The sequence below is a fragment of the Streptomyces sp. B5E4 genome (assembly GCF_039871555.1).
GTDB lineage: Bacteria > Actinomycetota > Actinomycetes > Streptomycetales > Streptomycetaceae > Streptomyces.
In genome coordinates this window covers 43,924-65,710 of sequence record NZ_JBDPMI010000022.1, presented here as the reverse complement: position 1 = coordinate 65,710, position 21,787 = coordinate 43,924, and the positions used below count along the sequence as shown (strand labels likewise).

The following is a 21,787-nucleotide window of genomic DNA, read 5'->3' as shown; positions in this document are numbered from 1 at the left end:
GGGGACGGCGGGGATCAGAAGGGGTACGGGGTGTGGGCGCGAGCGGTACGCAAGGCGCGGGCCCACCAGATGAGTTCGTCGAGCGCGTGGTCGGGACAGTCGGTCTCGTGGACGGTCAGCGCGTGCGCCTCGGCGAGGTCGGCCCGCAGGGTGCGCAGAGCGCGTGCGGTCTCCTCTCCGGCGCGTACGTGCAGCGCCACCGGCCGCGCCTTGAACGCCTCGGCGCACCACACCAGCGCGCGCTGCAGCGGCCCGGCGGAGTGCTGCCCTGCGGGGTACGGTCCGGCGGGGTGCGGCCCGGCGGGGGCCGGGGCCACGACGACGAACCCGTCGGCCGCGTCCAGCCACGGCCGCAGTTCCCGTACGGCGGGCGGCTCCGGCGCGTGACCGGGCAGCACGCCGGGGCACGGCTCGGGCAGGCAGGCCGCCGCGAGGTCGATGAGGTCGACCTCCAGCCGGGCCCGCCGGCCCGCGAGACCGGCGAGCCGCCGGGCCTCGGCACCGGCCGCCCGGCCGGGCCCGAGACCGCCGAGGACGGTCAGCCGCAGCGTGACGTCCGTACTCATCCGGGGCCTCCTCCCACTCGCGGCGACGACGTGGACCACGGTGCGGCAGGGCGCTCCAGGTCTCCTTCGGATCCGCTTCAGATCCGCTGCGGATACGGTCCTGACCTGCGGCGACAAGGGCTGTCAGTGGGCTGGGTTACGGTGAACGCATGCGCTTCGGGGTGCTCGGTCCGCTGGCGGTGTGGACGGCCGGCGGCCAGGCGGTCCGCGTACCGGAGGTGAAGGTCCGCAGCCTCCTGGCCGACCTGCTGATCCACGCCGGCCGCGCCGTGCCCGCCGACCGGCTCGTGGACGACCTGTGGGGCGACACCCCGCCGGCGAACCCCGTCGGAGCGCTGCAGACCCGCGTCTCCCAGCTGCGCCGCGCACTGGAGGACGCCGAGCCCGGCGCCCGGGCGCTCGTCGTCTCCCGCCCGCCCGGCTACCTGCTGGACGTCGGCCCCGAGGCCACCGACACCGGCCGCTTCGCGGCCCTGACCGCCGCCGCCCGCCGCGCCGAAGGCCCCCGGGCACGCGCGGCGCTGCTCGCGGACGCGCTCGCGCTGTGGCGGGGCGAGGTGCTGGCGGACTTCGCCGACGAGGAGTTCGCGCGCGCCGAGATCGCCCGGCTCGACGAGCTGCGGCTGACGGCCCTCGAAGAGCAGGCCGAGGCCCGGCTCGAACTCGGCGAGCACGCGCTCCTCGCCGACGAGCTGGGCGACCTCGTCGCCCGCCACCCGCTGCGCGAACGGCTGCGCGCCGCCCAGTTGCGCGCGCTGTACCGCGCGGGGCGGCAGAGCGAGGCGCTGGCGAGCTACGGCCGGCTGCGCACGCAACTCGCGGAGGACCTGGGCCTGGATCCGGGCCCGGAGCTGGTCGCGCTGCACCAGTCGATCCTGGAGCAGGACGCGGCGCTCGGCCCGCCGGAGCGGGAAGAGACGGCGGTACGGGGGAACCTGCCGGCGCCGCACGGTGAGCTGATCGGCCGGGAGGAGTCGGTGGCGGCGGTCCGGGGGCTGCTGGCCACGGGCCGGCTGGTGACGCTGACGGGGCCGGGCGGGGTGGGCAAGACCCGGCTGGCACTGGAGACGGCCCGGGGGCTGCCGGGGGCGTTCCCCGACGGGGTGTGGCTGGTGGAGCTGTCGACGCTGGCGCCGCCCCGGCCCGCGGCGGCGCCGGAGGACGTCGCCCCCGACGCCGAGGAGGCGGCGGAGGTGGTGGCCGCGGCCCTGGGCGTACGGGACGAGACCGCCGGCGGCGGGCTGCTGACCGGCGCGGGCGGCGCGGCGCCGGCGGAGCGGCTGGCCGAGGCGCTGCGGACGAAGCGGACGCTGCTGGTCCTCGACAACTGCGAGCACGTCGTGGACGCGGTCGCCGCGCTCTGCGCCCGGCTCCTGGCCGCGGCACCGGGTGTGCACGTACTGGCGACGGGCCAGGAGCCGCTGGGCGTCGGCGGCGAACACCTGTGGCCGGTGGCCCCGTTGGACGTCCCGCCGCCGGTGGCGAGCGCGACCCCGGGGGAGGCGAACGCAGCTCCCACCGCGGCCATCGCGAGCGGCACCACACACCCGGCGCCCGTCCTCGCCCCGGGCCGGACCCCCGCGCCCGACCTCGCCGCCCTGCGCGCCTCCGGGGCCGTGCGGCTCTTCGTCGAGCGGGCGGCCGCGGTCGCCCCCGGCTTCGCCGTCGACGCGGGCAACGCCGCGGCCGTCGCGGCCGTCTGCCGCCGGCTCGACGGCATCCCCCTGGCCCTGGAGCTGGCCGCCACCCGCGTACGGGCCCTCGGGGTGCACGAGTTGGCAGCCCGGCTGGACGACCGGTTCCGGCTGCTGTCCGCCGGCCCCCGCGACGCGCCCGCCCGGCAGCGCACCCTGCGCGCGATGCTCGACTGGAGCTGGGAGCTGCTGACCGCCCCCGAGCAGGCGGTTCTCCGCCGCCTCTCCCTCCACGCGGACGGCTGCACGCTGCGCGCCGCCGAGGCGGTCTGCGCGGGCGACGGCATCGCCGAGGACGACGTGCTCGACCTCCTCGCCCGTCTCGTCGACCGCTCCCTGGTCATGACCACCCCGGGCGACGGCGTCGCCCCCGCGCGCTATCACCTGCTGGAGTCCGTCGCCGCCTACGGCCACGAACAGCTCTGCGAGGCCGGCGAGTTCCTTGCGGTACGCCGCCGCCACACCGCGTACTACGCCTCCCTCGCCGCCGAGGCCGAGCCCCAGTTGCGCGGCCCCGCCCAGCGCCAGTGGCTGCTGCGCCTCGACGCCGAGGCCGCCAACATGCGCGCGGCGCTGGAGGACGCGGTACGTACCGGCGCCGCGGTCACGGCGCTCGGCCTGGCCTGCGACCTGGCGTGGTACTGGGTGCTACGCGGCCGCCTCGGCGAGGGCCGCCGCTTCCTCACCACGGCCCTGACGACGCCGCCGGCGGCCGGCCCCGAGGCAGAGTCCGCGGCCCGCACCGCCGCCCTCACCTGGCGCGCCGCCATGACCCTCCGCCTTGGCGAGACCCTCACCCCCGACGCGCTGCCCGCCGTCCGCCCGCCGCAGCCCGGCACCCTCCCCGAACTGGCCGCCGGCGCCCGCGCGGACGCCTTCCTCGCCCTCACCCGGCTCGGCCTCGGCCCGCTGCCCGGCGGCGATGACCCGCTGACCCGCGCCGAGGAGGTCTTCCGCGCGCTCGGCGACCAGTGGGGCACCGCCGCGGTGTCCAGCACCATCGCCCGGCAGGCGGTGCTCCGCGGCGACCTGCCGGCGCTCGCGGAGTACGGGGAGCGCAGCATGGTGCTCTTCGCCGGACTCGGCGACCGCTGGGGCCAGTTGCACGCGACGTACGCGCTCGGTACGTACGCGGAGATCACCGGCGACTACGCGCAGGCCGCCCGGCTGCACCGCGAGGGCCTGCGGATGGCCGAGGACCTGGGACTGTGGTCGGAGGTGTCGGACAAGCTGTCGATGCTGGGCCGCGTCGCACTGCTCACGGGGGACCTCGTGCAGGCCGACGACCTCCACGGCCGGGCCGCGCGGCTGGCCGCCGAGCAGGGGTACGTGGTGGGCGAGGAGTTCGCGGGCATCGGCCTGGCGATGGGCGCCCGCCGGCAGGGCCGGCTGGCGGAGGCGGAGGCGCATCTGCGGCGCTGGCTGGACTGGGACCGGAAGATCGAGTCGGACGTGGGCACGGCCCTGATCCTCGCCGAGCTGGGCTTCGTCGCGGAGCTGGCCGGCGATCCGGAGCAGGCCCGCGCCCACCACCGCGAGAGCCTGGCCTCCGCCCGCCCCACCGGCGACCCCCGCGCCCTCGCCCTGGCCCTGGAGGGCCTGGCCGGCGCGGAGTCCCTGGCCGGCAACGCCGCCGGGGCCGCCCGCCTCCTCGGCAAGGCCGGAGCCCTCCGCATCTCCGCGGGCGCCCCCCTCCCCGAAGCCGAACGCACCGACACCGACCGCATCACCGCCCGCCTGCGCACGGAGCTGAGTCCGGCGGACCTGGCGACGGAGCTGACGAAGGGCGAGACGGCGGCCTGGGAAGACCTGCCGACCGGCGGGGCGTGAGCCGCGGCCGGGCTGCCGCGCGGCCGGGTCACGGGCCTGTGGCGCCCCGGGTCAGCCGCCGTCGCGGAGGGACCAGGGGGAGCCGTAGGCCGTCAGGAGGCCGAGAAAGGGTTTCGGCGGGAGGGCTTCCGGGCCGAGGACGCCCGTGGCCGTCCACTGGCCGGTGGCCAGGAGTTCCAGGGCTACCACCGGGTTGATGCCGGTCTGCCAGACGACCGCCTGGACGCCGTCGAGGGCCATCGTCTCCTCGTTGTCCGCCACGTGGTAGAGGTACGCCTCCCGCGGCCCGCCGTCCTTCGTGCCGCGGACCCACGTCCCCGCGCACGTCCTGCCGCGCATCCGGTCGCCGAGTGCCGCCGGGTCCGGGAGGCACGCGGCGACCACGTCCCGCGGCGAGACCTTCGCGTCGCCGACCGCGACCGGCGCGGTGCGGTCCAGGCCCAGCTTGTGCAGGGTCTTGAGGACGTCGATGAACTCCTCCCCCAGCCCGTACTTGAAGGTGACCCGCTTCGCGTCGATCCAGCGCGGCACGAGCAGCACCTCCTCGTGCTCGACGTTGACGCACTCCACCGGCCCGATGCCCGCGGGGAAGTCGAAGACCTCCGGTTCGCTGAAGGGCTCGGTGGTGTGCCAGCCGCGGTCGGCGTCCCAGATCACCGGAGGGTTGAGGCACTCCTCGATCGTCGTCCAGATGGAGAACGACGGCGCGAAGTCGTAGCCGTCCACGGTGAGGTTCGCGCCGTCGCGAACGCCGATCTCCTCGACGGTGTCGAAGAGTTCGTCGGCGGCGTAGCGGGCGAAGACGTCGGAGAGGCCGGGTTCGACGCCCATGCCGACGAGGGCGAGCCGGCCGGAGGTGGCCCAGCGGTCGGCGGCGGCGAACTGCTGGTCGCCGAGTTTCACACCGCACTCCTCGTACGGGCGGACGGGGTGCGGGCGGGACAGGGACATCGCCATGTCGACATAGGTGGCGGCGGTGTCGTACGCGGCCTCGAAGAGCGGCATGACGAAGCGGGGATCGGTGGCGTTCAGAAGCACGTCGCAGCGGTGGGTACGCAGCAGGGCGGCCACCGCCCTGCGGTCGCCGGCGTCCACCCGGGCCGCGGTGAACCGGGCGCCGGACGGCCCCGGGTGGGCGGCCCGTACGTGGGCGACCGCGGCTTCCGCGCGGCCGGCGTCGTAGTCCGCGACGACCATCGCCTCGAAGAAGTCGCGGCGCGCCGCGATCCGGGTGATCGCCGTGCCGACGCCGCCCGCGCCCACCAGCAAGATGCGCATCCGCCCACTCCCTGCTTCCGTCAACTGTCGAAGCCCATGCCCATGCGGTCCAGCGCCCTGAGCCACAGGTTCCGCCGCCCGCCGCCGGCGTCCGCCCGCGCCAGCGACCACCGGGTCAGCCCGATGCCCGCCCACGCCAGCGGCTCCGGCGGGAACGGCAGCGGCTTGCCGCGCACCATCCGCAGCTCCGTACGCTCCGTGTGCTCGCCCGCGAGCAGGTCGAGCATCACCTCGGCGCCGAAGCGGCTGGCGCCGACGCCGAGGCCGGTGTAGCCGGCGGCGTACGCGACGCGGCCGCCGTGCGCCGTGCCGAAGAAGGCGGCGAAGCGGGAGCAGGTGTCGATGGCGCCGCCCCAGCGGTGGGTGAAGCGGACGTCGGCGAGCTGCGGGAAGCAGCGGTGGAAGTGGCGGGCGAGCTTCAGATGGGTCTCGGGGCGCTGGTCGTACTCGGCGCGCACCGCGCCGCCGAAGTGGTGGACGGCGTCGTAGCCGCCCCACAGGATGCGGTGGTCGGCGGTGATGCGGAAGTAGTGGAACTGGTTGGCGCTGTCGGCGAGCCCCTGGCGGTGGTGCCAGCGCACGGCGTCGCGCTGTGCGGCGGTCAGCGGCTCGGTCATGAGCGCGTAGTCGTAGACGGGGGTGAGGTAGGGGCGGACCCGGCGGACCAGGTTCGGGAAGGCGTTGGTACCGAGCGCGACGTGCGGCGCGCGCACCCGCCCGTACGGGGTGCGCACCTCCATCGCGCCGCCGCCGCGCCCCCGCGCGCCCGGGGCGCCCGTGGGGCGGAGCGCCCCGCCCCCGCCGCCTCCTCCGCCGGCGGGGGCGAGGGCGAGACCCGGGGTGTGTTCGTAGATCCGTACGCCCGCCTCCAGGCACGCCCGCCTGAGGCCCCAGGCCAGCCGCGCCGGGTGGACCATGGCGACGCCGTCGCGGTCCCAGAGCCCGCCGAGGAAGGTCGGCGAGTCGACCTCCGCGCGTACCGCGTCCCGGTCCATCAGCAGCAGCCCCGCGCCGAGACCGCGGCGCGTCGCCTCCTCGGCGAACTCGCTCAGCTCGTCGAGCTGGTACGGCTCGGTGGCCACCGTGATCTCGCCGGTGCGCCGGAAGTCGCAGTCGATGCCGTACCGGTCGACCGCCGCGCCGATCGCGTCCAGGTTCTCCGCGCCCAGCCGCTCCAGCGTGCCGATCTCCCCGGGCCAGCGCTCCAGCCCGTTGCCGAGGCCGTGGGTGAGCGACGCGGCGCAGAAGCCGCCGTTGCGGCCGGAGGCGGCCCAGCCGCACTCGGCGGCCTCGATGAGGACGACGTCGCGGCCGGGGCCGCGCTCCTTGGCGAGCAGCGCCGTCCACAGACCGCTGTAGCCGCCGCCGACGACGAGCAGGTCGGCCTCCTCGGCGCCGGTGAGCGCGGGCAGCGCCGCGGGCCGGTCGGGGTCGTCGAGCCAGTACGGCCGCGGGGCGGCCGACGCCAGGGCGCGTGCGGGGTCCGTCACGCCCGTGACCTCCGCCGCGCCCCGACGACCTGCCCGGCCACCACCAGCGCCAGCGCGGCCACGAACATCGCCGTGCCGATGACGTTGACCTGCACCGGGATGCCGCGCTGCGACGCGCCCCAGACGTACATCGGGAACGTGACCGTGGAGGGTCCCGCGTTGAACTGCGTGATGATGAAGTCGTCCAGCGAGATCGCGAAGCTCAGCATCGCCCCGGCGGCGATCCCCGGCGCCGCCAGCGGCAGCGTGACGCGGAGGAACGTCTGCAGCGGCCCCGCGTACAGGTCCCGGGCCGCCTCCTCCAGCTTCGGGTCCATGCTCGCCACCCGCGCCTTGACCGCGACGACGACGAAGCTGAGGCAGAACATGATGTGCGCGATGAGGATGGTCGTCACGCCGAACTCGACGCGCATGTTGAGGAACAGGGTGCCCAGCGAGGCGGCCATGACCACCTCGGGCATCGCCATCGGCAGGAAGATCAGCGAGTTGCCCGCGGCCCGGCCGCGGAAGCGGTGCCGGGCGAGCGCGAAGGCCGCGAGGGTGCCGATGACGGTGGCGGCGACGGTCGCGGCGAGCGCGATCCGCAGGCTGAGGCCGACGGAGTCGCACATGCCGGCGACGCCGCAGGGATCGGTCCAGGCGTCGGTGGAGAACGACTGCCAGGTGTAGTTGTAGCGGCCCGCGGGGTCGTTGAAGGAGAAGACCAGCACGACGACGTTGGGCAGCAGCAGGTAGACCAGCGCGAGCGTGCCGGCGATGACGACGAGGTGGCGGCGGATCCAGCGCATCACACCAGCTCCTCGGTGCCGGCCCGGCGGATGTACACGGTGACCGTGATCAGGATGGCGGCCATCAGCAGGAACGACATCGCCGCGGCGGTGGGGTAGTCGAGCACGTTGAGGAACTGCTTCTGGATGGCGTTGCCGACCATCTGCTCCTTCGGCGAGCCGAGGAGCTGGGCGTTGATGTAGTCGCCGGAGGCGGGGATGAAGGTCAGCAGCGTGCCGGCGACGACGCCGGGCATCGACAGCGGGAAGGTGACCCGGCGGAAGACGGTCGGCGGGCGGGCGTAGAGGTCCTGCGCGGCCTCGTGCAGTCCCGGATCGATGCGCTCCAGCGAGGCGTAGAGCGGCAGGATCATGAACGGCAGGAAGTTGTACGTCAGTCCGCACACGACCGCGAGCGGGGTGGCGAGCAGCCGGTCGTCGGTGGTCAGGCCGAGGGTCGCGGTGACGTCGAGGACGTGCAGGGCGTCCAGGGCGCCGACGAGCGGGCCGTTGTCGGACAGGATCGTCTTCCACGCCAGCGTGCGGATGAGGAAGCTGGTGAAGAACGGGGCGATGACGAGGACGAGGAGAACCCCCCGCCAGCGCCCGGCGCGGAAGGCGATCATGTACGCGAGCGGGTAGCCGATGGCGAGACACAGGACGGTGGCCACGGCGGCGTAGCCGAAGGAGCGGGCGAAGTGCTCGGCGTACTGATCGAGCGCCTCGGTGTAGTTGGCCCACCGCCAGGTGACCTCGAAGCCCTCCTCGAAGGAGCCGGACTGCACGGAGGTCGAGGCCTGGTAGACCAGCGGGGCGGCGAAGAAGACCAGCAGCCACAGCGCGGCCGGCAGCAGCAGCCAGTATGGGGTGAGCCGGCGGCGCAGGGGCGGCGGTTCGGGCGCGTCGGGCTTCGCCTCCGGCGGGGCGGCGAGCGCGGTCACAGGGCCTCCTCGCCCGTACCCGCGTCAATATCCTGGTCGCCGTCCAGACCGAAGGTGTGCGCCGGGTTCCAGTGCAGGACCACCTCCGCGCCCCGTACGAGCCCGGGGTCGCGGTCGACGTTCTGCACGAACACCGACAGCTCGGGGCAGACGGGGCTGTCGACGACGTACTGCGTGGCGGCGCCCGTGAAGGAGGCGTCGACGACGGTGCCGGGTATCCGGTTGCGGCCGTCGGCGACGGCGCCGTTGACGGCGGCGTCGCGGTGGCTGAGGGAGATCTTCTCCGGCCGCATCCCGGCGAGTACCCGGGCTCCCACGGCGGTGGACCGGGCACGGCAGCGGGCCGCGGGCAGGACCAGCTTGACGTCACCGGCGGCGGACAGCAGCAGGTCCGCGCCGGCGGTGCCGGTTATCTCGGCGGCGATCAGGTTGGACTGGCCGAGGAAGTTGGCGACGAAGGAGCTGGCGGGATCCTCGTACAGCTCGACGGGCGCGCCGAGCTGCTCCACCCGGCCGGCGTTCATCACGGCGATGGTGTCGGCCATGGTCATGGCCTCCTCCTGGTCGTGCGTGACGTGCACGAACGTGATGCCGACCTCCGTCTGGATGCGCTTAAGCTCCAACTGCATCTGCCGGCGCAGCTTCAGGTCGAGGGCGCCCAGCGGCTCGTCGAGCAGCAGCACCTCGGGCCGGTTGACGACCGCGCGGGCCAGCGCCACCCGCTGCTGCTGGCCGCCGGAGAGCTGGTGCGGCTTGCGGCGCGCGAGAGGGCCCAGCTCGACCAGCTCCAGGGTCTGCTGGACGTCCTTGGCCACCGACCGGATGCCGCGGCGGCGCAGCCCGAAGGCGACGTTGTCGCGGACGTCGAGGTGGGGGAAGAGGGCGTAGCTCTGGAAGACGGTGTTGACCTTGCGCCGGTGCGGCGGCAGGGCGGTCACGTCCTCGTCGCCGAGGCGCACGGAGCCGGTGGTGGGCTGCTCCAGGCCGGCGATCATCCGCAGGGTGGTGGTCTTGCCGCAGCCCGAGGCGCCCAGGAGCGCGAAGAACGAGCCCCGGGGGACGGTGAGGTCCAGGGGGTGTACGGCGGTGACGTCGCCGAACTTCTTGCTGATCCCGGTGAGCGTGACGCCCGCCCGCTGCTCCGCCACCGCGCTCACGCCCCGATCACCTTGGACCACTTGTCCTGATACGCGGTCTCCTTGTCGTCGTTCATCGACATGAAGACCTGGCCTTTGTCGATCATCTGCCGGTCGGGGAAGATCAGCGGGTAGTCGGCGAGCGAGGCGTCGATCTTCTTCATCTCGGCGCGGGCGCCGACGACGGGGCAGATGTAGTTGACCCAGGCCGCCAGCTCGGCGGCGACGTCGGGCCGGTAGTAGTAGTCGATCAGCTTCTCGGCGTTGGTCTTGTGCCGGGCCCGGGCGGGGACGAGCAGGTCGTCGGTGGCGTAGAGATAGCCCTTGCCGGGGATCACGAACTCGATGTCGTCGGTGTCGAGCTGGAGCTGGACGATGTCGCCGGCCCAGGCCAGGCACGCGGCGATGTCGCCCTTGACCAGCTCCTCGGTGTAGTCGTTGCCGGTGAAGCGGCGGAGCTGGTCGTCGTCCACGGCCTTCTGGACCCGGGCGAGGGCGGCGTCGAAGTCGTCGTCGGTGAACTTCGTCGGCGACTTGCCCATGTCGATGAGCGTCATGCCGATGGTGTCCTGCATCTCGGTGAGCAGCGACACCTTGCCCTTGAGCGAGTCGTCCTCCAGCAACTGCGCGACGGAGGAGACCTCGCGGCCCCCGGTGGCCTTCTTGTTGTACGCCACGACCGTGGCCAGCCCCGCCCACGGCATCGTGAACTGCCGCCCGGGGTCGTGCGCGGCGTTGCGGAAGCGCGGTTCGAGGTTGACGTTGGCGTGCGGCAGGTTGCGCGGGTCCAGGCGCTGCGCCCAGCCGTGCCGGATGAGCCGGCCGGCCATGAAGTCCGACAGGCACACCAGGTCGCGGCCGGTGTCCTGGCCGGCGGCGAGCTGCGGCTTGATACGGCCGAAGAACTCGACGTTGTCGTTGACGTCCTCGGTGTACGTCACGCGGATGCCGCTGCGCTCCTGGAAGCGCTCCAGGGTGGGGCGGACGTTCTCGTTCTCGTCGTCGACGTCGATGTACAGCGGCCAGTTGGAGAAGGCGAGTTCCTTCTCCTGCTTCGAGTAGTCCCTGGCCGCGGCGGCTTCGCCGTCCGGGCCGCCGCTGTCGGCGGCCGGGATGCCGCACGCGCCGAGCGCCGGCAGCGCGGCGGCCCCGGCCAGCGCGCCGCCCGCGGCGAGCAGCCGGCGCCGGGACATCGCGGCCCGGCCGCTGGTCAGGCTGCGCTCCCAGGCCCTCGCTACGGGTTCGGGGAGTGAGGCGAACGGATCCATGGGGGTCGGCCTTCCTCGGGGACGGGCCAGTGGGCTGCGGGCGCGTGGTGCGGGTGCGGTGCCGGGCCGCACGAGCGGTGGGCGGCGGGCGTACGCGGGCGCCGGGCGGCTCAGGGGGTGAACACGGTGCGGTGCCACTCCTTGCGCGCGGTCCCGGTGATGTCCTGCATCACGTGCTTGATCTGGGTGTACTCCTCGAAGGAGTACGCGGACATGTCCTTGCCGAACCCGGAGGCCTTGTAACCCCCGTGCGGCATCTCGCTGACGATCGGGATGTGGTCGTTGAGCCACACGCAGCCGGCCCGGATCTCCCGGGCGGCACGCGCGGTGCGGTAGACGTCGCGGCTCCACGCGGAGGCGGCGAGGCCGTAGGGGGTGTCGTTGGCGAGTGCGATGCCCTCGTCGTCGGCGTCGAAGGGCAGCACGGTGAGCACGGGCCCGAAGACCTCGCTCTGCACGATCTCGCTGTCCTGCGCGGCACCGGTGACAAGGGTGGGTGCGTAGTACGCGCCCTTCAGGTCCGGTGCCCGGCCGCCGGTGACGACGCGGGCGCCGGCGGCGCGGGCCCGGTCGACGAAGGCGGCGACGCGGTCGCGCTGGGCGTACGAGACGAGGGGGCCGAGGTCGGTCGCGGGGTCGAAGGGGTCGCCGAGCCGGACCCGGGCCATGAGCGCGGCGACGCCGTCGACGAAGGCGTCGTACAGCGGGCGCTGGACGTAGGCGCGGGTGGCGGCGGTGCAGTCCTGGCCGGTGTTGATGAGGGCGCCGGCGACGGCGCCGTGCACGGCGGCCTCTCGGTCGGCGTCGTCGAAGACGACGAAGGGGGCCTTGCCGCCCAGCTCCAGATGCAGCCGCTTGACGCCGGCGCCCGCCGCGGCGGCGAGGGCCGCGACGCGGCGGCCGACGGCGGTGGAGCCGGTGAACGAGGTCATCGCCACGTCGGGGTGCGCGACGAGGTGTTCGCCGGCGTCGGCCCCGGCGCCGCAGACGACGTTGACCACCCCGGCCGGGATCCCCGCATCGACGGTGGCCTGGGCGAACATCAGCGAGGTCAGCGGCGTCAGCTCGCTGGGCTTCAGCACGATGGCGTTCCCGGCGGCGACGGCCGGCAGCACCTTCCAGGCGGCCATCTGCAGCGGGTAGTTCCACGGCGCGACGGAGCCGACGACGCCGACGGGCTCGCGGCGGATCGCCGAGGTGTGGTCGGCGCTGTACTCCGCGGCGGCCCTGCCCTCCGGCAGCCGGGCGGCGCCCGCGAAGAACGCGGCGTTGTCGACGGTGCCGGGGACGTCGAACTCCGTGCTGAGCCGGATCGGCTTGCCGCACTGCAGCGACTCGGCGTACGCGAACTCCTCCGCCCGCTCCGCGAGCAGCCCCGCGAGCCGGTGCAGCGCGTCGGAGCGCTCTCCGGGGGTCGCGGCGCCCCAGCCGGGCTGAGCCGCGACGGCCGCGGCGACGGCGGCGTCGACGTCGGCCGGGCCGGCGAGTTCGTACCGCAGGACCTCATCGCCGGTGGCCGGGTCCGTGACGCTCTGCGCGCGTCCGGACGTGCCGGCGACCAGGCGGCCGGCGACGAACTGCGCGCCGGGGGCGAAGCGTGCCGCCGCTTCGAGGCGAGGGGCCATCGAACCACTCCGGATGTCGTTTCGGCCGGGGTTGATGGCTGATCATGACAGGAGGTGCTATATCCGGCAAGGGATTCCGTCGTCTTCATTTGGAGAAGCGACGGAATCAGTCTTCCCAGGTGTCCTCGGTCACCATCGTCCAGTCCAGACAGCGGCGCTGGAAGTCCGCCTCCTCCCCGAGCCGCACCAGTTGATCCATCCCGTACGCGCGCACCGGCCGCGCCATCCGCACCGGCCGCTCCGCCGCCCCGGCCTGCGCCCGGGCGCCGCCGCCCCGGTGCCGTACGGCGAGGACGCCCTGGCGCAGCAGTGCGCGGAAGACGGCGGGCAGCGCGTCAGGCGGCAGCCGCTCGTCGGCGCAGACCTCGGCGGCGTCCGGGAGGCGAAACGTTCCTGGAAAAACGCTGCAGCGGGCCCACAGCAACTGCTCGGCGGGCGTGAGCAGGCGGTGCGTCCAGCGCAGCGAGGCCCGCAGCGAGCGCTGTCTGGCCGGCCACCGGGGGCCCTCGACGGCCAGGTCGAGGCAGCCGGCGGGGCGGGAGATGCGCTCCAGCAGCCGGTCGGGGCAGTGCCGGGCGAGCTGGGAGGCGGCGATCCTGGCCGCCAGCGGCAGGCCCTCCAGCAGGGCGCAGGTGGCGCGCAGTGCCTCGCGGTCGGCGTCGTCGTCGAGCATCGCGTGCGGCGCCAGACTCTCCAGCAGCGCTACGGAATCGGCGGGCGCCAGCGGCTCCAGCCGCAGGGTCGCCCCGCGCGGCCAGGTGTGCCGCCGCGCAACGCCGCCGACGGCCCCTGCTCCGGCTCCGGCCCCGGTGGCCGCGGCACCCGCGGCTCCGGCTCCGGTCGCGCACGCCGCCCCCGCGGCGCCGCCCAGCGGCACCCGGCTCGTGGCCACCACCCGCAGCCCCGTCCGCTGTCGCAGCAGCACCTCCAGACCGTCCACCACCGCCCCGGCGACGTGCTCGCAGGTGTCCACGAGCAGCACCGCCGCCCGCCGCCCGCTGTCCGGCAGCCGCCGCGCCGCCTCCGCCAGCCTTCGGTGCACGGCCGCCGCCTCGCGCACCGGCGCCATGTCGACGCGCAGCACCTCGGGTGCGGAACGCCCGCGGCCGAGGCGGCCGATCGCCTCGGCCGCGAGCGCGCTCTTGCCGACCCCGCCGGGTCCGGTCACCGTCACCAGCCGCGTATCACGTAAGAGTTCCCCGAGGCGTGCGGTGTCCGCCCGGCGCCCGATCAGCGTCATGTGGCCGTGCCCATCGTCGTCCAGGCTGGTCTTCAGCGTCTGTGCGGAGATCAGCCTGCCCCGCGAAACGGCCGCGGACATCGGTAGCCCGCGCGGATCGGTATACGTATCCGCGCGGGCCGGGGCCGCGGTCTACCTAGGTAGGTGTGCGGGAGGCGCGCTCAGAGCGCGGTCATCACGTGCTTGATCCGGGTGTAGTCGTCGAAGCCGTACGACGAGAGGTCCTTGCCGTAGCCGGACTTCTTGAACCCGCCGTGCGGCATCTCGGCGACCAGCGGAATGTGGGTGTTGATCCACACGCAGCCGAAGTCCAGCGCCTTCGACAGCCGCATCGCGCGGCCGTGGTCCTTGGTCCACACCGAGGAGGCCAGCGCGTACTGCACGCCGTTGGCGAAGGCGAGGGCCTGGTCCTCGTCGGTGAAGGACTGCACGGTGATGACGGGGCCGAAGACCTCGTTCTGGATGATCTCGTCGTCCTGCCGGAGCCCGGAGACGACGGTCGCGGCGTAGTAGTAGCCCTTGTCGCCGATCCGCCGGCCGCCGGCCTCGACGCGCGCGTGCGCCGGGAGCCGGTCGACGAAGCCGGCGACGCGCTCCAGTTGCGCGGCGTTGTTCAGCGGCCCGTAGAGCGCGTCCGCCTCGCCGGGGCCGGTCTTGGTCTCCGCGGCGGCCTTCGCGAGGGCCGAGACGAACTCGTCGTGGACGGACTCGTGGACGAGCACCCGGGTGGCGGCGGTGCAGTCCTGGCCGGCGTTGAAGTAGCCCGCCACGGCGATGTCCTCGACGGCCTTGGCGAGGTCGGCGTCGTCGAAGACGATGACCGGCGCCTTGCCGCCCAGCTCCAGGTGCACCCGCTTGAGGTCCTTGGCCGCGCTGCCGGCGACCTCCATGCCGGCCCGGACCGAGCCGGTGATGGAGGCCATGGCGGGAGTGGAGTGCTCGACCATCAGCCGGCCGGTGTCCCGGTCGCCGCAGACGACGTTGAAGACGCCCCTGGGCAGGACGCCGCCCATGATCTCGGCGAGCAGCACGGTGGCGGCGGGGGTGGTGTCGGAGGGCTTGAGGACCACCGTGTTGCCCGCGGCCAGCGCGGGGGCGAACTTCCAGATCGCCATCATCACGGGGTAGTTCCAGGGCGTGACCTGGGCGCAGACGCCGATCGGCTCACGCCGTACGTACGAGGTGAGCCCGTCCATGTACTCGCCGGCGGACCTGCCCTCCAGCATGCGGGCCGCGCCGGCGAAGAACCGGATCTGGTCCAGCATCGCCGGCAGCTCCTCCTCGCGGGTGAGCTCCAGGGGCTTGCCGGTGTCCTTGCACTCGGTCTCCAGCAGCTCGTCCGCCCGCGCCTCCAGGGCGTCGGCGATCTTCAGCAGCGCCAGCTGCCTGGCCCCGGGGGTGGCGTCGCGCCAGCCGGGGAACGCGGCAGCCGCGGCCTGCATGGCCGCGTCGACGTCGGCGGCGCCGGACAGGGGCGCGGTCGCGTAGACCTCCTCGGTGGCCGGGTCGACGACGTCCATGGTCCGGCCATCGGCGGCGTCCCGGAATTCTCCGTTGATGTAGTTGCGCAGACGGCGCGGTTCGCTGGTCACTGCGACCCTCCAGTAGTCGGTCCGCTGATGCGCCCCACCCTAACGGCGGGAGATTTGCCCGTCACGGGGCGCCTGAACAGGAAGACTTTCGTCGCCGCCCGCGGCCTCGCCGGCGCGGCCACATTCCCGTCCTCGTACGAGATTGACAGCTCAAGCATCACGGAACAAGCGAATCCATCGCTTGTACGCCATTCATCCACGGATTCAGTTTCCGAGCCCCTTGCGGCGGGCTCCGGCGCTCGGGCAGAGTGACAGCGTGGCCACACATGACAAGAAGCAGGCGGGCTCGGCACTGGACGAGGTCTCGCTGAAGATCGTCGAGCAGTTGCAGCAGGACGGCCGCCGCTCGTACGCCGCGATAGGAAAGGCCGTCGGCCTGTCCGAGGCGGCCGTGCGCCAGCGGGTGCAGAAGCTGCTGGAGCAGGGCGTCATGCAGATCGTCGCCGTCACCGACCCGCTGACGGTCGGCTTCATGAGACAGGCGATGATCGGCGTCACCGTCGACGGCGACGTCGAGCCGGTCGCGGACGCGCTGGCCGGCCTCGACGAGGTCGACTACGTGGTGGTGACCGCCGGCTCCTTCGACCTGCTCGCCGAAGTCGTCTGCCACGACGACGCCCACCTGCTGGAGCTCATCAACAAGCGGATCCGGGCGCTGCCCGGCGTCCGCGCCACCGAGAGCTTCGTGTACCTGAAGCTGCGCAAGCAGACCTACTCGTGGGGAACCTGATAACCGTGAGCAAGGACAGCACCGCCGCATCCGGCGCCACCCCCTCGGCCACCTCCAAGGCCGCGTACGACCACCTGTGGATGCACTTCACCAGGATGTCGTCGTACGAGAACGCCCCCGTGCCCACCATCGTCCGCGGCGACGGCGCCTACATCTACGACGAGACGGGCAAGCGCTACCTCGACGGCCTCGCCGGCCTGTTCGTGGTGCAGGCGGGACACGGCCGCACCGAGCTGGCCGAGGCCGCCGCCAAGCAGGCCGCGGAGCTGGCGTACTTCCCGATCTGGTCCTACGCCCACCCCAAGGCCGTCGAACTCGCCGAGCGGCTCGCGACCGCCGCCCCCGGCGACCTGAACAAGGTGTTCTTCTCCACCGGCGGCGGCGAGGCGGTCGAGACCGCCTGGAAGCTGGCCAAGCAGTACTTCAAGCTCACCGGCCGGCCCGGCAAGTACAAGGTGATCTCCCGCGCCGTCGCCTACCACGGCACCCCGCAGGGCGCCCTGTCCATCACCGGCCTGCCGGGGCTCAAGGCCCCTTTCGAGCCGCTGGTCCCCGGCGCGCACAAGGTCGCGAACACCAACATCTACCGCGCGCCCGTGCACGGGGACGACCCGGAGGCGTTCGGCCGCTGGGCCGCCGACCAGATCGAGCAGCAGATCCTCTTCGAGGGCCCCGAGACGGTCGCCGCGGTCTTCCTGGAGCCGGTGCAGAACGCCGGCGGCTGCTTCCCGCCGCCGCCCGGGTACTTCGCGCGGGTGCGGGAGATCTGCGACACGTACGACGTGCTGCTCGTCTCCGACGAGGTCATCTGCGCCTTCGGCCGGCTGGGCCACATGTTCGGCTGCGAGAAGTTCGGCTACGTGCCGGACCTCATCACCTGCGCCAAGGGCCTGACCTCCGGCTACTCGCCGCTCGCCGCCTGCCTGGTCTCCGACCGCGTCGCCGAGCCCTTCTACGCCGGCGGCAACACCTTCCCGCACGGCTACACCTTCGGCGGCCACCCCGTCTCCTGCGCGGTCGCGCTCGCCAACCTCGACATCTTCGAGCGCGAGGACCTCAACGGCCACGTACGCGCCAACGAGGAGGCCTTCCACGCCACCCTGCGCCGGCTGCTCGACCTGCCGATCGTCGGCGACGTGCGCGGCAGCGGCTTCTTCTACGGCATCGAGCTGGTGAAGGACAAGGCCACCAAGGAGACCTTCACCGCCGAGGAGACCGAGCGGGTGCTCTACGGCTTCCTCTCCAAGGCGCTCTTCGAGAACGGTCTGTACTGCCGCGCCGACGACCGCGGCGACCCGGTGGTGCAGCTCGCCCCGCCGCTCGTCGCCGACCAGGCGGTCTTCGACGAGGCGGAGCAGATCCTGCGGGGGGTCCTCACCGACGCCTGGGCGCAGCTCTGACACTGCCCGTCCCGGTGCCCGCGCCGGGCGGTCCGTCCGTACGAGCGGACCCCCCGGCGCGCCGCCCGCCGCCTCACCTGCGGTTCCGCCGCCCCTTCCTAGGGTGCGAGTGACCGGAGCCCCGCCGTCCTCGTTCCACCACCGTGGGGACGCAAGGGGACCCAGGGAAAGAGGTGTGCGATGACCGCGACGACCACTCGGACCGCCCCACCCGACAACGACGTGCTGTGGGCCCGCTCCTTGCACTACGCCCACGGCGGCACCCCGGCGCTCGCCGGGGTCTCCCTGGGCGTCGCACCGGGCGAGATCCTCGCCGTCACCGGGCCGCGCGGCAGCGGCAAGACGACCCTGCTGAAGTGCCTGTCCGGGCAACTGCTGCCCCAGCAGGGCGAGGTGTGGTTCAACAGCGGCCCCGTACACACCCTGTCCACCGGCGCGCGCGAGCGGCTGCGCCGGGACCGCTTCGGCTGGATCGGCACCCGCCCCGAGCTGGTCCCGGAGCTGACCTGCTGGGAGAACGCGGCGCTGCCGCTGCTGCTGGCCGGCGAGACGCACCGCGCGGCCCGGCGCACGGCGATGGAGTGGCTGGAGCGCCTCGACGCGGGCGACATCGCGCGCTGCCGGCCCGCACTGCTGCCGCAGGAGCAGCGCCAGCGCATCGCCATCGCCCGCGCGCTGGTCGCCGGGCCCGACGTGGTCTTCGCCGACGAGCCCACCGCGCCGCTGCGGCGGGCGGAGGGGGCGCAGGCGCTGCGCACGCTCGTCGCGGCGGCGCGCTCGCACGGGATGAGCGTCGTGCTCACCGGGCCCGAGGGCGACGCCGCTGTCACGGGGTCGGCGGACCGGACGTTCCCTTTGGTCGACGGGCGCCGGGCGAGCGGATCGCGTACGGCTGCGGCGGAGGTCGCGGGATACCGGGACGGGGGTACGGACGCGAGGGCGGCGGGTCCCGCGGGGGGTCCGGCGGGGGCGACGGAGAACTCGGAGGACTCGTGCTCAGTCTCCGCCTAGCCCGCGGCTCCCACCCGCTGGTCCTGCTGCGCCGGCTGCTCGTGGCGTGCGCCTCGGCCGGCGTCGGCTTCCTGCTGCTGACCGCCCTGGGCACCGCCTCACCCGAGCAACTGCTGTGGTGCGCGGCGCCGCTGGCGGCCACCGTCCAGTTCGCGGTGGCCGTGGCCCGCACCGACCCCCACGCCAAGCCGTCGCAGGCGTTGTCCTCGGCGGGCTTCGGCCCGGCCGCGGCGCCGGCGGTCGCCGCGGTGACGACGGCGGTGTCGTGCCTGCTGGGCAGCGCACTGGCGCTGCTGTTCTTCCTGCACCTGCGCGGCGAGCTGTCGGGCTTGCCGTTCGACGGCGCCGCCGCCGCGCTCCTCGGCGCCGGCGGCCCCCTGCCCGTCGTCGGATCGCTCACGCTGCTCGCCTGCGTGCCGGCGCTGGCCGCGGCGGCGAGCGCGCTGAGTCTGCGGCCGCGGCGTACGGCGGCCCAGGGCTCCGCCGCGGCGGCGGCCCGGCTGCGGGCCCGGCGCGAGGCGGCGGACGCGACCGGCATGGCGTGGACCGCGCCGCGGCACGGCGGCGACGACCCGCCGGTCCCCGCGGACCTGCCGTGGGGCACCGCCCTGGCGACGACGGGCCTGGCCCTCGGCGCGTACGCGGGCAGCTTCGCGAGCGCCGGCGACGACGCGGCGCTGAAGCTGCCGCTGCCCGGCGGCTCCGGCGACGCGGCGCCCGCGGTCGTCGCGAGCTGGGCGCTGATCGCGGCCGGCCTGATCCTCGCGGGCCCCGGCATCGTGCACCTGTGCGGCCGGCTGCTGTGCGCGCTGCGCCCGGGTGCGCTGCGGCTGCTCGCCGGGCGGGTGCTCCAGCAGGAGGCCCGCCGGGTGGGCCGCCCGCTGGGCGCGCTGTGCGCGGTGGCGACGGGCGGGGTGCTGTGCACGCTGGTGTGGCCGGACGGCGACGACGCCCGGTCGCTGGGCCCGTTGACGGTGCTGGGCGCGGCTCTGGTGGTGGGCTGCGCGCTGGCGACGGTGTGCATGGCGGCACTGGAGTCCACACGCGCACGCGCCCACACCACGACGGCCCTCCTGCGCCTGGGCGCCTCTCCCCGGCTCCTGCGCCGCGCGGCCCTGCTCCGCACGACGATCGTCCTGACGGTCTTCGCCCCCCTGGCCGTGGCTCTGGGCGAACTGGCGTCGCTGCCGCTGCGCTGAAGCCTGCCCCGTCACTCGTGGCGTGTGCGTGTGGGGCTGAACGCGGAGGTGGTCACCGACCGCAGCAGGCAGAGCAGGCCCGGCAGTTCAAGGCTTGAGGAGTTGCTGGAAATCGGTGACGTGCGTCCCATGACGCACGTTCGATCCCTCCAGGACAGCCGCCTTCAGGATCTCCAGGTCTACCTCCTCCCTGCGACGGGGGGAGGCTACCCCGGGCGTGTGCTCGTAGTTCCACGCGATGACGTCGAGGAACACCGGGGCCTTCAGTTTCCAGCCGCTGGACAGCAGCGCCTGCGAAAGGGCGGGATAGGGGGTGTGCTGCGGATTGCCGAGCCAGTCGCGCAGATCGGACTCCGCGACACTGAAGTCCACGCCGATGCCTCCCAGCACATGAAGGGTCTCCGCAGGAGACATCTCGGCCGGCGCCGGTGTGGCCGGCGGCAACGGACGTCCGTCCGGCGGCGTGTGCGGGTTGTAGCCGTTGGTGCGGAAGATACAGAAGATCCGCGGCTCACCCGCCCGATAGGGGCCGAGGCGCTGGACGTGGACCTCGCCCGTTGTATCGGTGATGTCGAACTTGAGGTGCAGGTCGTCTTCGCGCGGGTAGTTGTTGTCGTAGACCCACAGCTTGACCTCCTGACCACTCTGCTCGTAGGCGTAGGCGAGCACCTGGTGGTTCTCGCCGATGTCGAGCGAGTCCGTCTGGATCAGCCCGATCGGGGAGAGCCTTCCCGCATCGATGTCGTCCCGGATACGGGGCCACTCGTCCCGGTAGGTCACCCAGGAGCGCCCACGGGCCAGACCCGCGACTTGAATAACGCCCTCATCGCCGTTGGGATAGTGCGGCGATGAGTAGCCCAGCCACCGGTGCCCGGAGCCGGTGATATCGAAGCTGTCGAGCAGCCGGTCTCTGATGAACTGGAAAAGAGGGTCGGCTTCGGAATCGGGCGACGTGGTCGTGGCAGGCGGCAGCTTGCCGGCGGCGAAGTAGTCCATGGCACCGAACGTCATGCCGCCGCACATTCCGGCGCGGGCCTCCGTGATCGGGAGCCAGTTGTCATCGACACGGGCGATTTCCAGCAGCTCGGCGGCGTCCCCGCCGAGCTGGTCGAGCAGTCGATTCCAGAGGAAGCCCACGGTCATCGCGGGGAGACCGGCATTCCAGCGGTTGGAGAACTGGAAGCCGTTGACCGACGGGGTGAAGTGGGGAACCCGACGGCGCGCGGTCTCCCGGAATCGAATGGTGAGCCGCGCCTCGTGACCCTGGCCGCCACTGTACGCCACTTCGAACCCCGGCGGCGCCCATACGTGAAACGTATTGCCGTACTGCGACTCGATGAGAGGGCTGTTGAAGTGGACGTACAACTGCCGTGCCGGGTCACCGTCCACGTGGTAATACACTCTGCCCTCGGTACCGCTTGTCGGTTCGAGGAACAAGTCTCCTTCGGCTCGCCATTCCGCGACGGCACCGGGGGCGATGGGGTTGGCCCGAGAGGGCTGCCACGGATCGGTCCACTCGCCTGATTCCAACTCGTCCTTGGCCCAGACGAGGGGAACAGACGAATCATTGCGGATCTCCACCGCCATGCGTATGCGTGACACCGTGATCACCTCTCTTCAGGGTCATCCGGACGCGGATGCCTCATGCGCCCGCCATACGTCCGTATTGCCATGACCCGATTGCTCCGCCGACGCTTCCGGCCTCGCGATTCGATCTCTTCCGTGCCGATGAGCGCGGCCGGTCAGCGGCGCTCGCCCCCACCTGCCTGCCATAGGCGTCTTCCCGTGCGGAGCCATGTCACTTACAGATTCCGACGACGGTTGCGGCGGTGCAACTCGGGGCCGCGGCGATGGCGCCGCGTGCGGAAACCGCCGGTGCCGTCGTCCCGTTGAGCCCTCGTCCGGATCCTGCCGGCCCGGAAGGCCCGGGCGGCCATCCACGGCGGCGGCCGCATCCCCTGATCGCCCATCGTGACGGCGCGTGTCGGGAGTCGGCCCCGGGATCCAGCCCGCGGCAGAT

General features: G+C 73.4%; 16 protein-coding genes. 5 read left to right on the top strand and 11 right to left on the bottom strand.

The window, feature by feature from the left end; translation table 11 throughout:
• Positions 1 to 14: 14 nt before the first annotated feature.
• Complete coding sequence (locus ABGA99_RS25165) at positions 15 to 566, bottom strand: NAD(P)H-dependent oxidoreductase (protein WP_347583473.1); 552 nt, start codon at positions 564 to 566, stop codon at positions 15 to 17.
• A gap of 149 nt (positions 567 to 715) precedes the next feature.
• Here ABGA99_RS25165 and ABGA99_RS25160 point away from each other — a divergent pair, with 149 nt between their 5' ends.
• Complete coding sequence (locus ABGA99_RS25160; RefSeq protein ID WP_347583472.1) at positions 716 to 4,090, top strand: BTAD domain-containing putative transcriptional regulator; 3,375 nt, start codon at positions 716 to 718, stop codon at positions 4,088 to 4,090.
• 51 nt (positions 4,091 to 4,141) lie between these two features.
• Here the strand turns inward: ABGA99_RS25160 and ABGA99_RS25155 are convergent, their stop codons facing one another.
• From ABGA99_RS25155 to ABGA99_RS25115, 9 genes are all read right to left on the bottom strand, one after another.
• A complete protein-coding gene (locus ABGA99_RS25155; RefSeq protein WP_347580276.1) occupies positions 4,142 to 5,368 on the bottom strand; it encodes a saccharopine dehydrogenase C-terminal domain-containing protein in 1,227 nt (408 codons plus the stop codon).
• Between the two features lie 20 nt (positions 5,369 to 5,388).
• The gene (locus ABGA99_RS25150) at positions 5,389 to 6,858 is read right to left on the bottom strand and encodes an FAD-dependent oxidoreductase (RefSeq protein ID WP_347583471.1); all 1,470 of its coding nucleotides are present in this window, start codon (positions 6,856 to 6,858) and stop codon (positions 5,389 to 5,391) included.
• On the bottom strand, positions 6,855 to 7,646 hold the full coding sequence (locus ABGA99_RS25145; protein WP_047018367.1) for an ABC transporter permease: 792 nt from the start codon (positions 7,644 to 7,646) through the stop codon (positions 6,855 to 6,857). Before ABGA99_RS25145 ends, ABGA99_RS25150 begins: the two co-directional genes overlap by 4 nt.
• Positions 7,646 to 8,566: an ABC transporter permease gene (locus ABGA99_RS25140; RefSeq protein ID WP_347583470.1), complete on the bottom strand. Its 921-nt coding sequence runs from the start codon at positions 8,564 to 8,566 to the stop codon at positions 7,646 to 7,648. Before ABGA99_RS25140 ends, ABGA99_RS25145 begins: the two co-directional genes overlap by 1 nt.
• Entirely contained in the window at positions 8,563 to 9,723 is a 1,161-nt protein-coding gene (locus ABGA99_RS25135) for an ABC transporter ATP-binding protein (protein ID WP_347583469.1), read from the bottom strand. Before ABGA99_RS25135 ends, ABGA99_RS25140 begins: the two co-directional genes overlap by 4 nt.
• The gene (locus ABGA99_RS25130; protein ID WP_347580281.1) at positions 9,720 to 10,970 is read right to left on the bottom strand and encodes a spermidine/putrescine ABC transporter substrate-binding protein; all 1,251 of its coding nucleotides are present in this window, start codon (positions 10,968 to 10,970) and stop codon (positions 9,720 to 9,722) included. Before ABGA99_RS25130 ends, ABGA99_RS25135 begins: the two co-directional genes overlap by 4 nt.
• Before the next feature lie 110 nt (positions 10,971 to 11,080).
• Positions 11,081 to 12,595, bottom strand: a complete 1,515-nt coding sequence (locus ABGA99_RS25125; protein WP_347583468.1) for a gamma-aminobutyraldehyde dehydrogenase — start codon at positions 12,593 to 12,595, stop codon at positions 11,081 to 11,083.
• A 106-nt stretch (positions 12,596 to 12,701) separates the two neighbouring features.
• Entirely contained in the window at positions 12,702 to 13,916 is a 1,215-nt protein-coding gene (locus ABGA99_RS25120; RefSeq protein ID WP_347583467.1) for a hypothetical protein, read from the bottom strand.
• A gap of 80 nt (positions 13,917 to 13,996) precedes the next feature.
• Positions 13,997 to 15,427 (bottom strand): gamma-aminobutyraldehyde dehydrogenase, encoded by a 1,431-nt coding sequence (locus ABGA99_RS25115; protein ID WP_347580284.1) that lies wholly within the window; start codon positions 15,425 to 15,427, stop codon positions 13,997 to 13,999.
• A gap of 256 nt (positions 15,428 to 15,683) precedes the next feature.
• On the opposite strand from ABGA99_RS25115, the gene ABGA99_RS25110 reads away from it, so the two are divergent.
• From ABGA99_RS25110 to ABGA99_RS25095, 4 genes are all read left to right on the top strand, one after another.
• Positions 15,684 to 16,157 (top strand): Lrp/AsnC family transcriptional regulator, encoded by a 474-nt coding sequence (locus ABGA99_RS25110; RefSeq protein ID WP_347580285.1) that lies wholly within the window; start codon positions 15,684 to 15,686, stop codon positions 16,155 to 16,157.
• A gap of 5 nt (positions 16,158 to 16,162) precedes the next feature.
• Positions 16,163 to 17,557, top strand: a complete 1,395-nt coding sequence (locus ABGA99_RS25105; protein WP_347580286.1) for an aspartate aminotransferase family protein — start codon at positions 16,163 to 16,165, stop codon at positions 17,555 to 17,557.
• Between the two features lie 180 nt (positions 17,558 to 17,737).
• A complete protein-coding gene (locus ABGA99_RS25100; protein WP_347580287.1) occupies positions 17,738 to 18,568 on the top strand; it encodes an ATP-binding cassette domain-containing protein in 831 nt (276 codons plus the stop codon).
• Positions 18,550 to 19,767: a hypothetical protein gene (locus ABGA99_RS25095; RefSeq protein ID WP_347580288.1), complete on the top strand. Its 1,218-nt coding sequence runs from the start codon at positions 18,550 to 18,552 to the stop codon at positions 19,765 to 19,767. Before ABGA99_RS25100 ends, ABGA99_RS25095 begins: the two co-directional genes overlap by 19 nt.
• 87 nt (positions 19,768 to 19,854) lie before the next feature.
• Here ABGA99_RS25095 and ABGA99_RS25090 read toward each other — a convergent pair whose 3' ends face one another.
• The gene (locus tag ABGA99_RS25090; protein WP_347580289.1) at positions 19,855 to 21,354 is read right to left on the bottom strand and encodes a hypothetical protein; all 1,500 of its coding nucleotides are present in this window, start codon (positions 21,352 to 21,354) and stop codon (positions 19,855 to 19,857) included.
• Positions 21,355 to 21,787: the final 433 nt, after the last annotated feature.